Origin of the sequence: Acidocella sp., assembly GCF_036489515.1 — a bacterium.
In the GTDB taxonomy this organism is placed as follows: Bacteria; Pseudomonadota; Alphaproteobacteria; order Acetobacterales; family Acetobacteraceae; genus Acidocella.
This window is the reverse complement of sequence record NZ_DASXFO010000047.1, coordinates 37,829-52,627: the sequence shown is the minus strand read 5'-3', so window position 1 is coordinate 52,627 and position 14,799 is coordinate 37,829. Positions and strand designations below refer to the sequence as shown.

The 14,799-nt window shown below is 60.8% G+C and carries 12 protein-coding genes; 8 read left to right on the top strand and 4 right to left on the bottom strand.

The genetic code is table 11. The features are described from left to right. The first annotated feature begins 114 nt into the window (after nucleotides 1-114). The 3 genes from VGG47_RS07335 (at nucleotide 115) to VGG47_RS07325 (ending at nucleotide 3,536) form a co-directional block, all read left to right on the top strand. Entirely contained in the window at nucleotides 115-1,440 is a 1,326-nt protein-coding gene (locus tag VGG47_RS07335) for an ABC transporter permease (protein ID WP_331536988.1), read from the top strand. Further along, entirely contained in the window at nucleotides 1,437-2,105 is a 669-nt protein-coding gene (locus VGG47_RS07330; protein WP_331536986.1) for an ABC transporter ATP-binding protein, read from the top strand. Before VGG47_RS07335 ends, VGG47_RS07330 begins: the two co-directional genes overlap by 4 nt. 201 nt (nucleotides 2,106-2,306) lie before the next feature. Then, entirely contained in the window at nucleotides 2,307-3,536 is a 1,230-nt protein-coding gene (locus tag VGG47_RS07325; protein ID WP_331536984.1) for a hypothetical protein, read from the top strand. Nucleotides 3,537-3,691: 155 nt separating this feature from the next. Here the strand turns inward: VGG47_RS07325 and VGG47_RS07320 are convergent, their stop codons facing one another. Continuing rightward, nucleotides 3,692-4,567, bottom strand: a complete 876-nt coding sequence (locus tag VGG47_RS07320; protein WP_331536982.1) for a class I SAM-dependent methyltransferase — start codon at nucleotides 4,565-4,567, stop codon at nucleotides 3,692-3,694. 184 nt (nucleotides 4,568-4,751) lie between these two features. Further along, nucleotides 4,752-6,140, bottom strand: a complete 1,389-nt coding sequence (locus VGG47_RS07315; RefSeq protein ID WP_331536980.1) for a glycosyltransferase family 4 protein — start codon at nucleotides 6,138-6,140, stop codon at nucleotides 4,752-4,754. Nucleotides 6,141-6,717: 577 nt separating this feature from the next. Here VGG47_RS07315 and VGG47_RS07310 point away from each other — a divergent pair. The 5 genes from VGG47_RS07310 (at nucleotide 6,718) to VGG47_RS07290 (ending at nucleotide 13,560) form a co-directional block, all read left to right on the top strand. Beyond that, nucleotides 6,718-9,117 carry a penicillin acylase family protein gene (locus VGG47_RS07310; RefSeq protein ID WP_331536978.1) on the top strand — a complete coding sequence of 800 codons (2,400 nt, stop codon included), beginning with the start codon at nucleotides 6,718-6,720 and terminating at the stop codon, nucleotides 9,115-9,117. Nucleotides 9,118-9,338: 221 nt separating this feature from the next. After that, nucleotides 9,339-10,058: a class I SAM-dependent methyltransferase gene (locus tag VGG47_RS07305; protein ID WP_331536976.1), complete on the top strand. Its 720-nt coding sequence runs from the start codon at nucleotides 9,339-9,341 to the stop codon at nucleotides 10,056-10,058. 10 nt (nucleotides 10,059-10,068) lie between these two features. Then, complete coding sequence (locus tag VGG47_RS07300) at nucleotides 10,069-11,106, top strand: hypothetical protein (protein ID WP_331536974.1); 1,038 nt, start codon at nucleotides 10,069-10,071, stop codon at nucleotides 11,104-11,106. Nucleotides 11,107-11,316: 210 nt separating this feature from the next. Continuing rightward, on the top strand, nucleotides 11,317-12,669 hold the full coding sequence (locus tag VGG47_RS07295; protein ID WP_331536972.1) for an NAD(P)/FAD-dependent oxidoreductase: 1,353 nt from the start codon (nucleotides 11,317-11,319) through the stop codon (nucleotides 12,667-12,669). A 108-nt stretch (nucleotides 12,670-12,777) separates the two neighbouring features. Continuing rightward, on the top strand, nucleotides 12,778-13,560 hold the full coding sequence (locus tag VGG47_RS07290; RefSeq protein ID WP_331536970.1) for a glycosyltransferase family 2 protein: 783 nt from the start codon (nucleotides 12,778-12,780) through the stop codon (nucleotides 13,558-13,560). A gap of 90 nt (nucleotides 13,561-13,650) precedes the next feature. Here the strand turns inward: VGG47_RS07290 and fabG are convergent, their stop codons facing one another. Together fabG and VGG47_RS07280 are read right to left on the bottom strand one after the other, a co-directional pair. After that, a complete protein-coding gene (gene fabG / locus VGG47_RS07285) occupies nucleotides 13,651-14,370 on the bottom strand; it encodes a 3-oxoacyl-ACP reductase FabG (protein ID WP_331536968.1) in 720 nt (239 codons plus the stop codon). Continuing rightward, nucleotides 14,367-14,780, bottom strand: coding sequence for a hypothetical protein (locus tag VGG47_RS07280; protein WP_331536946.1), 414 nt, complete (start codon nucleotides 14,778-14,780; stop codon nucleotides 14,367-14,369). The genes fabG and VGG47_RS07280 overlap by 4 nt, the downstream gene beginning before the upstream one ends. Nucleotides 14,781-14,799: the final 19 nt, after the last annotated feature.

The window sequence follows — 14,799 nt, the reverse complement described above, 5'->3', positions numbered from 1 at the left end:
TCGCTTGGACAACGCTAACGCGTTGCCCACATACCCACAGCCACAACAGCAGCAAGCAGCTTAATTTTTATGAAAGATGGAACGGCACCGACCCCACCTTAATCCCAGTCGGAAGTGGTCCTCACTACGGGGGCCAGCTCTATCCTCATCAATCAGAAACTGTATCAGGAGGCACTCGAGCACCTCTCGGTACATGCCGCCATGCCGGACTGCACGCCGGTCGGGCTCCATCTCGCCGCGGTCGCATTACGAGCGCTGGGGCGCATCGAACGGGCCATCCAGGCCGCGCAAAAAGCGGTCGCCATGGCGCCGGAGACGATCGAGTTCCAGCTCAGCCTGGCCTCCCTGCTGATGAGCCGGGCGCGGTTTGGGGACGCGATCACCGTGCTCGGCACGGCGCAGGCGCTGGCTCCCGACGACGCCCTGATCCACCGGACCGCCAGCGGCGCCCACCAGGCGCTCGGCGACGTTGCAGCTTCCTTGCAAGAGGCCGAGGCGGCGGTTCACCTGGCCCCGGACAATGAGGAATACGCCCGACATTTGCACGCACTGAAGGGCACGCTTGGCCTGCTCGTTCCCCCCCCTGAGCCGCCGGACCAGGATTTTCTTGCCTGGGCTCAGCCAGCACGGCGGCGCAGGCCGAAGCCCCACGGCCGGCCGATCATGGCCCAAGCCCGGGAGCGCCTGCGCATCATCCATGCGCTGATGATCCGGGATATTCACACCCGTCACAGCCGCGCGGCCCTCGGTTATTTCTGGGCGATCTTTGAGCCGATCTCGCATCTGCTGACGCTGGGGGTGATGTTCGCCTACCTGAACACCGCACCGCCGCCGATCGGCAACAGCCTGTTTGAATTCTACTGCTCGGGTCTTTTGCCCTACCTCATGTTCTCACACATCCAGCACGGCGTGATGCAGGCCCGCAACACGGCCGGATCGTTGCTGTCGTTGCCGGCCATCCGAACCACGGATGTGATCCTCGCGAAGACCGCTCTTGAACTCGCCACCGAACTCCTGGTCGGCGCCATCGTCTTCAGTGCCTTCGGCCTGGCCGGCTACCAAGCCATGCCGGAGAGCTTCCCTCGAGCCATGGCGGCGATCCTGCTGATGGCGCTGCTGGCGCTCGGGATCGGCACGACGAACATGGTGATCCAGAATTTCCTGCACAGCTGGGACGCACTCTTCCAGATGCTCATTCGCCTGCTCTATTTTGCCTCGGGCATCTATTATTCGCCGATCTCCATGCCGGACTTCGCCCGGAATATCCTCCAATGGAACCCAGTGCTCCAGGGCATCGAGTTGTTCCGCACCGGCTTCTTTCCCCAATACCAGCCCTTTTGGCTAAAACCCTGGTACTTCCTTGGCTGCGTCTTCGTCAGCCTGGCCATTGGCTTCGCGCTGGAGAAGATCACGCGGCGCCTGATGCGGCAGCAGACATGATCGCGTTCGAGAAGGCCACAAAGATTTTTCGCCAGGGCGGCTTCCGCAAAGCGATTCTTGAAGATGTAACGCTGGCGCTGCCGGCCGGAAAAAGCATCGGCATTTTCGGCGCCAACGGTGCGGGCAAGTCGACGCTGGTGCGCCTCATCGCCGGCGTCGAGCCGCTCGATCGCGGACACATCCGGCGCTTTGGCACTGTGAGCTTCCCGCTCGGCTTCGGCGGGACCTTCCATCCACATTTAACCGGCCTCGAGAACGTCAGATTTCTGGCCCGTGTCAACGGCACCGACCCCGATGAGGCGATCGCTTATGTCGAGGAATTCGCCGAACTCGGCGCCTATTTCCGGATGCGGTTCGACACCTACTCGGCGGGCATGGGCGCGCGGCTTGCGTTCGGCGCCTGCCTGGCGATTCAGTTCGATCTTTACCTGATCGACGAGGTAACCTCGGTAGGCGACGCGCATTTTCGGCGCAAATGCCTCGAAGCCTTCGCGGCCCGCGCCAGCACCTCGGACGTCCTGATCGTTTCACACGACGAAGGAACGATCCGGGCCTGGTGCGATGCCGGCGCCGTATTGCACGACGGCCGACTCGAATTTTACGACGATCTCGAAAGAGCGATCGAAGTGCACCGCTCGCACATCCTCAAAGACATTAGAGCATGATGACTTCACATCCATCATGCTACAGGATGGATATCTTGGAAGAAAGCGGCCGCTTTTTAAAAAAAGCGGCGCAAAAACTTTTGATTCCGCTGGGCCATGGGCGTTGTCAGCGACAACGCCCATGGCCCAGCATAAATAAAGTTTTTTTGCTTCTTTTTGTTCACAAAAAGAAGTCTTCTATGAAGATGCCGGGAAAACAACATGGACGATCATAAAGCCGCCAGGATCGATACTGCGACCCACAAGCGGGACGATTTCGACGGCAATGTTGTCAAGATGAAGCCCCTTGCGGAGAACAGGCTGCGCGCCGGCACGAAGCGCGCGCGCTGGAAGATGCTGCTTGCCGTGATCTGCATCGTCCTGCCGTCGTCCGCGGTTGGCGCTTACGAGTTCGGGTTCGCGGCGGATCAGTATGTCTCACAATTCGCCTTCGTGGTCCGCGAGCAGACCCCGATGATGATGGAGCCGAACTCTGTCATGCCGTCACTTGCCGGGGGCAACCCGCTCCTCGAGATGATCGAGGATTCGGAGGTCGTGAAACGCTACATCGAAAGCCCGCAGATCCTGATGGACCTGCAGGACAAACTCTCGCTGTCTTCCGTCTACGGAACGCCACATGGCGATTGGTGGAGCCGGATGGACACGAACGGCGCCCGAGAGACGAAGCTCATCTACTGGGACGACATGGTGACCCCTTATTTCGACATAAGTTCCGGAATCATCACCGTGCAGGTCCGGGCCTTTACGCCACATGACGCCGCGATGGTTGCAGCCGACGTGCTCGCCGCAAGCGAGGCGCTGGCGAACCGCATGTCGGCCACAGCCCGCGACAATACCCTGGCCTTTTCCGAGAAAAATGCCGCCGCGGCGCGCGCCAAGTTGCTCCAGGATGAGGTCGCGCTCGCCGACTACCGCAACCACCACAAGGTCCTCTTCCCCGCGCTCACGGCACAATCGACCTCGACGGTCGCGGTCACGCTCGGCAACGCGCTTGCCACCGACCAGGCGAGCCTCGCCACGCTGACGACGCAAGGGCAGACCGCACAGTCGCCGCAGGTCCAAACGCTCCAGGCGCGGACCAACGCGACGCGGGCGGAAATCGCGAAGCTGGACGATGCGCTGGCAAGCCCGAGCGATGGCGGTCGTGATTCTGGAACGCTGGCCTCCGTGCTCAGCGGTTACGATAATCTCTCGATCTCGGAGACGCTCGACCAGCAACTTTATGCGAGCGCTCTGCTGGCCCTGCAGAACGCGCAGGCGCAGGCCGCGCAAAAGCAAATCTATCTCGAGACGTTCCAGAACCCGGCCGCCCCGACATCATCGACCGCGCCGAAACGCCTCATCATCACGCTGAGCACCTTCGCCGCCGGCCTGATCGGGTGGATGATCCTGGTGCTGTTTATCCAGGCAATGGTGGACCGGGTTGATTGAGATGTAAGTAAGGAGCCGCTTTTTGAAAAAAGCGGCGCAAAAACTTCTTTTATGCTGGGCCATGGGCGTTGTCGGCGACAGCGCCCATGGCCCAGATTAACAAAGTTTTTTTGCTACTTTTTGTTCACAAAAAGTAGCCTTTCTCCTTCGATGGCTTATCTTCGACGGTACGCACCGTAGCCGATCTGTTGCCCATCGGCGCCGTTCTCGATCACCTCGGCCACGATGGCCATGGAATCATGCAACCAGGCGCGTGCCTTGGCAACCGATGGCCACAGGATGTCATCCATGACGAGCACACCACCCGGCGCGAGGAGAGGTGCCCATGCCGTGACGTCGGCAAGTGCCTGGGCTTCCGAGTGCGACCCATCGATATGGATCAGCGAGAAGGGCGCGAAGCGCTCACCCCTCAGAAGACGGTTCGCGTCATCAGCCGGGACTTCAAGGATCTTCACAATGTCCTGCAAGCCGGTGGCGATCAGTACCGCCAGGAAATTCTTCTTGATCGCGGGAAAGTCGAGCGTCGACCAGTAGCTGTCGTTGATCTCCGTGGTCGGCGTCTCTACAGCGATCTGATTGGACCATGGCTCGACACCATAGACCGCCGGGACGCCGCAAGCTTTCGCCGCGATCGCGATCGGCAGAAGCGACTTGCCTCCAAACACACCGACCTCGACGATCGGGCGCCCGGTCGGCACAGATTGAATGAGTTCCGCCATCCAGTACGCCTTGCGCGGCGTACACCACCCTTGAAGTGCCGGCATGACGACGTCGATCTGCGCGGCCACCGGCGCCTCACCAAACGCCACCCCCGGCGCGCGGGCGAGCCATGTGGGACTATGGCCAAAGACGCGTTCGATTTGACTGATCGTCTGCTCGTACTCCCGGAGGCTCTGTTCTCGCCGCAGGATGAGATGCTCGCGCTCCAAAACCGCCTGGCTTAGCGACGCATTCCGCGCTTTCACGGCATCAAGCTCTTCTTGAGCGGCAACCGAACCAGCCGGCGGGTGGATCATGCTATCCGCACTCATACACGAAATCCTTCTGGAATCTGCAAAGGTAAGCGAAGGGAATGCTACTTTTTGTGAACAAAAAGTAGCAAAAAAACTTTGTTAATCTGGGCCATGGGCGATGTCAGCGACAACGCCCATGGCCCAGCATAGTAAAAATTTTTGCGCCGCTTTTTTTAAAAAGCGGCTGCTTTCCTCTATCTGACTAGTCGCCCGAGTACGCCACGGCTCGTGTTGCGGCGCGCGTGGGCTCAACGCCTTCACTTGGTGAATCCACGCGGTGGGAAAGCCGACTGGCAACCTCAAAGACCGGAGAAGCCGCCGGGCTATGCCGGATGCTCCTCATCAGGAGCACGAGCCGATGCGGCATTTCGCTGACATCGCGCCTGGGCGTGAGCCCCTCCGCGAATTCAAGGACACTGGCGACGTGTCTCTGCCAGGACGGCTTCTCCCAGGAGCCCCGCCGCGCCATCTGGCGCTCACGGGCAGCTTCGGGGTCGGTCGCGTAATGCATGATCAATTTCGCCCAGGCGGCCCCGTCGAGCGGGTCTATGAAGTCCGGAATGCCGGCGCCAATCTGGCGATGGGCCGAAATATCGGAACAAATCACCGGTGTGCCAAGACTCAGCGCCTCCACCACCGGCAAGCCATAGCCTTCGACGAACGAGGGCATCAGCAAAGCTGTTGCATCCGCCATGAGCCGTGCGAGGTCGCCATCGGATACCATGCCCAGCTCATGGACATACCCGCGCAGGTCTCGGCAGCGCTCGAGGATATCGACGATCTGTTCGTTGTCCCAGCCGCGGTGGCCAGCGACCACGAGCTGCGGCGCCACACTGCCATACTGCTGGACCAGACGACGCCAGACATGCAGCAGAAGGAGATGGTTCTTGCGGGGCTCGATGGTACCCACAACGAGAAAATAGGGAAGCTTATGTACCGGCACCGGGGACGGATTTAGCTGGTGCACGCCAAGCGGCATGGTCAGAACCGGAACACGCTGGATGTGCTCGCTCAAGCCTTGAGTCGTGAAGGCGGAATTGGAAATCACCCCGTCAGCGAGCTTGTCGATCGTCTTTAGCCGCTCGCGATGGTGGCCAGTCCATGATTTTGGCACGTATTCGGGGTATTCAATCGGGATCATGTCGTGGAGCAACGGCAGAAACAGAGCTCCGGTTCTGTCAACCATCCCGCCTATATGGCTGACGAGATGCAGCGGATGCATCGAGACGTTGATGTAGATCGGCCTCGCCCCGCCCCGGTAATACGGCAGCGGGGGCGCGCTGAAGATCGTTTCGAGCATGCCCCTCAGAGCTGCGAAGCGCAGTGCGCCGATGTCGCCCGCCGCCCATTGCGGGCCTATCGACGTGACAATGTGCTCTGCGCGTTTCTGATGAAGCATCCGGAAAGTGCCCCGCCAGTAGTCGTAAGCAACAAATTTCAGGCGGGACGGCACCGTCTCGAGCAGGGTGCTCGCATAGGCGATTTCGACACGATCGATACCGGTAATCCGCCGACGCAAGATCCGGTACAAAAGCCTGGAAATGTCCAACCAAACCGGCTGTTCGCAGGTATTTCCAGTACCTTTTTTCATTATAACCACTTTCTACAATTATTTTTCAGCGTACAGAAGCGATTCGGTAGCTCAGGGGAGCCAAAGTTTTTGCGCCGCTTTTTTCAAAAAGCGGCTGCTTTGCTATATTCAAGAAGCCGCCCGCACGCCATGGATCCGACCCATGCGTGTTGGTCGAGGCAACAAAAAGACATCCCGGAACGCTGCTGCCGCCTGTTGTCCTCTTCCAAGATTTTTCAGAAGATATAGCAAACCCCGCGGCACCCGTCGTTGCGCCGCGCAGTTCAGAAAAGCGCATTTGTATGTTCTGACCAGCCAAATACAACGAGATATAAACATCTTATATATTGTTACTATGTCGAATTGAAAAAAGCCACAAGAAATAATCGGTCCCTCGGATTCTGAGGTCGCCAGGCCCGTTATGAGCTTGCGTGTAAGCCGTCACTACCCGCACGGTCACGCAACGTGAGGACCTCATCCTGGGCTGCCACCCTTTCCACGGGATTTTGCGTTCCTCCGTATGCACAAAAGCTTTGTCCTCTTTGACACAAGCCCTTACGGTCGGAGCACCGGCAGTCCTTCATAAGGAAACAAGACATTGGGCTCGCGACGCGTTCCCTGGCTCCGCCGCACCGCCGCCGCGTTGTTTGTATTGGCACTGGTGCTCGTCCTTGGCGTTTGGCTCCTGCTGCGCCAAACCTTACCGCCGCAGACCGCGACGATCGATCTCCCCAACCTGGCGGCCCCGGTGACGGTACGTTTCGACAGAAATGGCGTGCCCTTTATCCGCGCCCGTTCCGACCGGGACGCGGCAGAGACCCTCGGCTATCTGCATGCCCGTGACCGGATGTTTCAGATGGATCTGATGCGCCGCGCCGCCGGCGGGCGCCTCGCTGAGCTCTTCGGCGTCGCGGCCCTGGACAATGATGAAGAAATGCGCCGGCTCGGCATGCGCCAACGCGCCGAGGCTGATCTCGCGGACCTGTCTCCCGCCGCCCGCGCTTTGCTGCAAGCCTATGCCGACGGCGTGAATGCCTGGATCGCGCAACGCGGCCGCTTCGCTTCCCCCGAATACCTGTTCCTTGGCCCCCCACCTCCCTGGACGATGACCGACAGCCTGCTCTGGGGAAAAATGATGGGCCTCTGGCTCTCGAATAATTGGTCCACCGAGATCGCGCGTCTGGCGCTCGCCGCGCACCAGCCCGTCACAAAAATCGACGCCCTTTGGCCTTCCGTACCCAATGGAGTGACGGAAGCCGCCGTCGCGGCATCGGCCGCGCCCTCCCCCCTTCACGCCACCCTCATCGATCTCGGTCTCAGCCGCGCCGCGGCCGCAATCCTGGTGTGGATGCGGTACTTTCCGGAGCCGTTCACCCTGCCGGCGCAAGCCTCGAATGAATGGGCAATTTCCGGGAGCCGCTCCGCCACCGGCGCGCCGCTTCTCGCCGGCGATCCCCATTTAGGCTTCGGCTTCCCCAGCCTGTGGTATCTGGCCCGCATCGACACCCCGACGGAGACTCTGGCCGGCGCCACCGCTCCGGGTCTTCCCTTCATCATCATCGGGCATAACGCGCATGTCGCCTGGACGTTCACAAGCACCGGCGCGGACGTCCAGGATATCTTCATCGAACACCCGACCCGCGATGGCCACGCCTATGAAACGCCCGCAGGCCCCGAACCTTTTGTCACACGCCTGGAACGCATCCGGGTCGCGGGGCGCGCGGACGTGACCCTGACCGTCCGCGAAACCCGCCACGGCCCCGTGCTCGGCACAACGCCGGACGGCAAAAGCCTGCTCGCGGTCGATATGGCGAATCTCGCCCCCCACGATACCGATGCCAATGGGCTGCTGATGCTCAACGAAGCCCAATCCGTTTTTGACGTCGCAGCTGCCAGCGTGAACATCACCAGCCCCGTGCAGAACCTGCTGAGCGCCGATACCGCTGGCAACATTGGCTTTTTCACCACGGGCAAAGTGCCGATCCGCAAGAACGGCGACGGCGCCTGGCCCGTCGATGGCGCGGACGGACTGCATGACTGGATCGGTTTCGCCAGTGGTGCTGCTTTGCCGCATGCCATCAATCCACCCTCAGGCATGCTGATCAATGCCAACAATCCCACGGCCGGAAGCAATTTTCCGATCTTTATGGGAAGCGATGTGTATGGCGACTGGCGGGCGCGCCGCATCGAAACGCTTCTTTTAGCCGGCGGCAACCGCGAAACGGCACGTTATTTCGCGCAAATGCAGCTCGATGTGACAAGTGTTTTCGCCCAGGATCTGTTGCCGCGCCTGCTCGCGGTGCCCCTCCCCGCAAACGACACAGAAGCAACCGCCCGCGCCCTTTTGCGCAACTGGTCCGGCGAAATGACGATGGACACCCCGCAGCCGCTGATCTTCAACGCCTGGACACGCGCCATTGTCGACCAAATTCTCGAGCAAAACCACCTTCCCGATGGCAACCTTCCTTTGTCCGAAGACAATCTGCTGTACGCCTTGCTCGGCCCGTCCAATGATCACACACACCAATCCATTTGGTGCCGCGACGATTGCGACCAACTCCTGCGCACCGCCTTGGACAGCGCCATGACCCAGCTACGGCAACGCTACGGCGATGATCCGCAAACTTGGCGCTGGGGGCAGGCACATCGCGCCGACTTCAATGACCCGCTTGTCAGCCGGCTTCCTCTCATCGGTCGCTTCGGCCGCTTTTCACTTCCTGTTCCAGGTGACGCCACAACCATCGACGTGGCCGCCCCCGCCGGCACCACGACCGACCCCGATGGATTTACCGCGCTGCATGGCCCCGAACTTCGCGCCGTGTTCGACCTGTCTGACCTCGACCGCAGCTTGTTTGTGATCGCCCCGGGACAATCGGGAAATTTGTTGAGCCGTCATGCGGATGACCTGCTGCAGCGCTGGCGTGACGGCGACAATATAACACTTGGACCGTCCCCCCTATCACCCGGCGAAACGCTCGATCTGCGCCCCGCCGGGTAGCAAGAAAGCGGCCGCTTTTTGAAAAAAGCGGCGCAAAAACTTTTGTTATGCTGGGTCAGGGGCGATGTCGGCGACAACGCCCATGACCCAGCATAGTAAAGTTTTTTTGCTACTTTTTGTTCACAAAAAGTAGTCTTCCCTTCACTCACCTAATTTGCCCCCACCAGGCGCCTCTGATACTGTAACTCATAATTAAATTATAATTTTCTTAGGAAGCGTGAGTGACTCATAATGACCATGCATTCGTGCGCGGCCTGTTCAATGACACGGCGCCCTACTACGATACTGTCAACCGCATCTTTTCATTAGGATCAGGCAACTGGTATCGCCGCCGATGCCTGCTGCGGGCCGGTTTAAAATCCGGCCAGACGGTGCTCGACGTTGCCATCGGCACGGGGCTGATCGCGCAAGCAGCACTTCCGATCGTCGGCGCGCACGGCAAGGTCATCGGGCTTGATCTCAGCGAAGCAATGTTGAAAGAAGCGCGGCGCAGGCTGGATATCCCATTAATCCAGGGAACGGCGGAAACGCTACCGCTCGCCGACGAAACAGTCGATTTCATCGTGATGGGGTACGCGATCCGCCATATCGCCGATCTTGAGGCCTGCTTCAACGAATTCCGGCGCGTTCTGCGACGCGGCGGCACGCTCCTCCTGCTTGAGGTCAGCAGCCCCACGCGCCCCATCTTCAAATCCACGCTGGCGCAATATCTCGGGCGCGGGGTGCCTCGTCTCAGCCAATGGGTGACACGGCAGCCAAAGCTGCGTAGCCTCATGACCTATCATTGGGAAACAATGGAGGCCTGTGTCCCGCCGCCGGTTATTCTCGACACGATGGCGCGATCAGGTTTTGGACCGTTGGTTTGCGAAGGGTGGTTTGACCTGTTCCGCAGCTATGCCGGCCAACGGCAAGGCAGCGAGAACGGCGATTCCTGCCATTGAAGGAGTCGTTATGCAGGGACTTGTTCCGAATCTGAACCACGCCGCACCCGCGCCACAGGCCCGGTTGGCGGTGCGCTATGCCGACCTTCCAACCGCGCGCGCGTTGCTGGCCGACCCGGCCACCATTCTCGGCGTCGTCGGCTTTGCCGCGGAGCGTCCCGATTTCCTGCCTTCCCCCTGCCCCTTCATCGCCGCACCTCTGTCGCCCGCCGCCGGCGATGCGATGTTCGAGATCTGGAGCGGTTCCGCCCCCTGTCGGCCGCTCAGCTGCGGCGCCGTAACGGGCGCCTGTAACGATAAGTTTGCTTTCGGTGCGGTCACGCTCGACGAGGCCGGGAGCGCGTCTTTGGAGGAAGCGGTCGAGGCCGCCTATGTGAGCCTGTTCGACTTCCTGGACGCGGCGGGCTTTGCCGCCCCCTTGCGCTTCTGGAACTATCTGACGGCGATCACGCAAGACGATCGCGGCCTTGAACGCTACCGGCGTTTCAACGTCGGGCGCCATGCGGCCTTCGCAGCGCGCCTGCGGGAGCCCTTGCCGCCGGCCGCCTCCGCCGTCGGCGGGGATCGCGGCGCGTCGGTGATCTATGTCCTCGCCGCGCATGAGCCGGCGCGTCCCTTGGAAAATCCGCGCCAAGTCAGTGCCTTTGCCTATCCTCCGGTCTACGGCCCGCGCAGCCCCAGTTTTTCGCGCGCCTCGGTCCATGCGCTGGGAACGGCCGAGACCATGTTCATCTCGGGAACAGCCAGTATCACCGGCCATGAAACCCGTCATATCGGCGACCTGAACAGCCAGATCGCCGAGACGATCGAGAATTTACGCGCGCTCAACCACGCCGCAGCGCGGCCATTGCCGCTGGGGGAACAGTGGGCCTGCAAAATCTATCTCCGCGAGTCCTCGTATCGCGAGCCCGTCGCGCGCGCGGTCGAGGCGGCCTTCGGCCCCCTCTGCCAGTGCCTCTATCTGCGCAGTGACATCTGCCGGGCCGAGCTCCTGGTCGAAATCGAAGCCTTTCAGCACTTCACGTTGAAGGAAGCGGCCGCTTTTTGAAAAAAGCGGCGCAAAAACTTTTGGCTATGCTGGGGCATGGGCGGTGTCAGTGACAACGCCCATGCCCCAGCACTATAGAAGTTTTTTTGCTTCTTTTTGTTCACAAAAAGTAGTCTTCCTTTCGCTTCCCTGCGCAGGCGCCCTCAAGCATTGGACATGACCGGGCGCCTATGGCTTAATATTCTGCAAAAAAGGAGGGGCTTACAGCTTTTGGCACAGCTTCAGAATCTGAAAGACGCCCCCGCAACGCAGGATTGCGATGTGCTTGTGGTTGGCGGCGGCCCCGCCGGCGCCACGATTGCAGCACTGCTGGCGGAAAACGGCCGCCGGGTGATCCTCCTCGAGAAAGACCGGCATCCTCGCTTCCATATCGGTGAGTCGCTGTTGCCTCATAACCTGCCGCTGTTCGACCGGCTGGGCGTCCGCGCACAAATCGAGGCAAGCTCGATGCGCAAGCACGGCATCGAATTCGTCTCCCCCTACCACGGCAAAACCGTCAGATACGACTTCGCGAATGCCTGGGACAAGCGCTTCCCCTATTCCTTTCAAGTCCGCCGCTCGACCTTCGATCACATCCTGCTGCAGAATGCCGCCGCCAAGGGCGCCACAGTGATCGAGGGCTGTCGCGCGACATCTGTCGATTTCCCCGAAGGCGGCTCACCCGTTATCACGAGCCGCGATGAAGAAGGGCGCACGCGGCAATGGCGGGCCGCCTTCGTCGTCGACGCCTCGGGCCGCGATACGCTGCTGGCGGCGCAGCTGGGGGTGAAGGAGCGTAATCCCAGAAACACCAGCGCCGCGATCTTCGGCCATTTCACCGGCGCACGCCGGCTGGAGGGAAAAGCCGAAGGCAATATCAGCATCGTCTGGTTCGATAACGGCTGGTTCTGGTTCATTCCGCTCTCCGATGGCACGACCAGCGTCGGGGCCGTATGCCCGCCAGCGTTTTTCAAGGATCGCGGCACAGACCTGAAGAGCTTCTTCATGAGCATCGTCGCCTCCTGTCCGGAGATCGCCGATCGCCTGAAAGACGCGGTGCTCGCCGGGGATATCACCGCAACCGGCAATTACTCTTACGGCGCCAAAACCACCAGCGGCCGTCATTTCATCATGGTCGGTGACGCCTGCGCCTTCATCGACCCTGTTTTCTCGACCGGTGTCTACGTCGCGATGATCACAGCCTTCTGGGGCGCCGAGGCGGTGGAAACCTTCCTGCGCGCGCCTGAGCGCTCAACACGCGCGCTCAGGCGCTACGATGCGTCAACACGCAAGGTTTTGCAGTCTTTCACCTGGTTCATCTACCGCATCCGCGAGCCCGCGATGCGCAATTTGTTCATGTCGCCGCGCAACTGGTTCCGGATGGAAGAGGCGGTTCTGTCTCTGCTGGCCGGCGGAATTTTCGATGGATGGTCCGTCCGCGCACGCCTCTATGTGTTCAGAGCGTTCTATTACATGACGAAGTTTTCGCATTTCCGGTTTCGGTTTTTAGCCCGGCGGCAGCCCAAAGAAGCGAAGGAGAAGGCTTCTTTTTGTGAACAAAAAGAAGCAAAAAAACTTTTTTAATCTGGGTCAAGGGCGTTGTCGCCGACACCGCCCATGACCCAGCATAGTAAAAGTTTTTGCGCCGCTTTTTTCAAAAAGCGGCTGCTTCCTTTTTTCTGAGCCAGGCGCATGACGGAAACCCATCTCGTTCTAATCCCCAGCTACAACACCGGCGCAAAACTTTTTGCGACCGTCGCAGCGGCGCGGCTTTATTGGTGCCCCGTCTGGGTGGTGATCGATGGCAGCACCGATGGGAGCGGCGAGACGCTCGCTTCATTGAGCCAACATGACGATGGGGTCCGGATCATCTTTCGCCCCCGTAATGGCGGCAAGGGTGCTGCCGTGCTCGATGGCCTTCACGCCGCGTCCAAAGCGGGCTTTACCCATGTGTTGATCATGGACTCCGACGGCCAGCATCCCGCCCCGTTGATCCCCGAATTCATGGCATTGTCGCGCCGGACACCGCAAGCGATGATCCTGGGCCAGCCGGTCTTCGACCATAGCGCGCCGCGGATTCGCGTCCTCGGACGTCGCTTGTCGAACGCCCTGGCGCGGTTGGAGACACTAACCGGCATCGGCGATTCGCTGTTCGGATTCCGGGTGTATCCGCTCGGCCTCTTGATGAAGATCATGACCTCCACAAGCTCAATGCGGCGGTTCGATTTCGATCCCGAAGCCCTCGTTCGGCTGTCATGGCTTGGGGTCCCAGCGATCAACCAGCCCGCCCCGGTGCGCTATTTTCTCGCCGCGGAGGGAGGCGTCTCGCATTTCCACTATGGCCGCGACAACATCGTTCTGGCGGCGATGCATCTGCGCCTCTGCGCCGGATTTTTGCGCCGCCTGCCGTGGCTAGTGGCGCAGAAAAGGAAGGCTACTTTTTGTGAACAAAAAGTAGCAAAAAAACTTCATTAATGCTGGGCCATGGGCGTTGTCACCGACAACGCCCATGGCCCAGCGGAACAAAAGTTTTTGCGCCGCTTTTTTTAAAAAGCGGCTGCTTTCTTAAATCATCCCACCATTAACCGAGATCTGCTGACCCGAAATATAGGCCGCACGCGCGGAGGCGAGGAACGCGACGAGGTCGGCGACCTCCTCCGGCTGGCCCGCCCGTTTCATCGGCACGAGCCGGTCGATCGCCTCCTGCGGAAAGACGCCTTCGATCGCCGGTGAAGCGATGATCCCCGGCGCCACGGTGTTGACGGTGATGCCACGGCTGGCGAGTTCCAGCGCCAGCGACCGCGCCGCCCCATGCAGCCCCGCCTTCGCGGCGGCGTAATTCGCCTGGCCGCGATTGCCCATGATCGCGGCCACCGAGGAGATGTTGATGATCCGCCCCCAGCGCGTGCGGATCATCGGCAGCAGCAGCGGCTGCGTGACATTGAAGAAGCCGTTGAGCGACACGTCGATGACGTGGGACCACTGCTCCGGGCGCATCCCGGGCAGAACGGCATCGTCGTGCAGGCCGGCATTGTTGACCAGAATTTGAATGGCCCCGGCCGCGAGCATGGTTTCCAGCGCGTGCCGGGTTTCAGCCGCATCGGTGATGTCGAAGCGCACCGCCTCTGCCGTGCCGCCGGCTTCCCTGATGTCCACCGCGATGGCCTCGGCGCGCCCGAACTGGCCATGCGCATGCACATAGACATGATGCCCAGCCGCCGCGAGGGCACGGGCGATCGCGCCGCCGATCGTGCCGCTGCCGCCGGTCACCAGCGCGCGGCTCATGCGGCACCCGAGAACAGAACGGTGGCACGGCCACTGAGCAGTTCTGCTCCTTGGACGGAGAGCACAAAGCGATAGGTTGCCCCCCGGTCGTCACCCATCAGGCGGGTGGCATCGACCGCGAGATCGCCGTCAACCGCATCGAGACGCAAGGTTCGGAGGGTCACGTCGCGCAGGCTGGCGAGGTAGCCACGGGTCGGCTGCCCGGTCTCCCCGGAGATGAGCCGGCCATGAACCGCCATGGCCTGCGCTGCGATTTCGATGCCGCAGGCGGAACCCAGAACGCCATCCGCGCGCCGCAGCGGGTTGTCGCTGTCCCTGTACCGGCGCGACAGGCAGCGCACCGAAACCTCATCCCAGGCGAGCACCGCATCGAGCAGGCACATGGATCCGGCATGGGGAATCATGGTCAATATCTGCTCCCGCTCAATC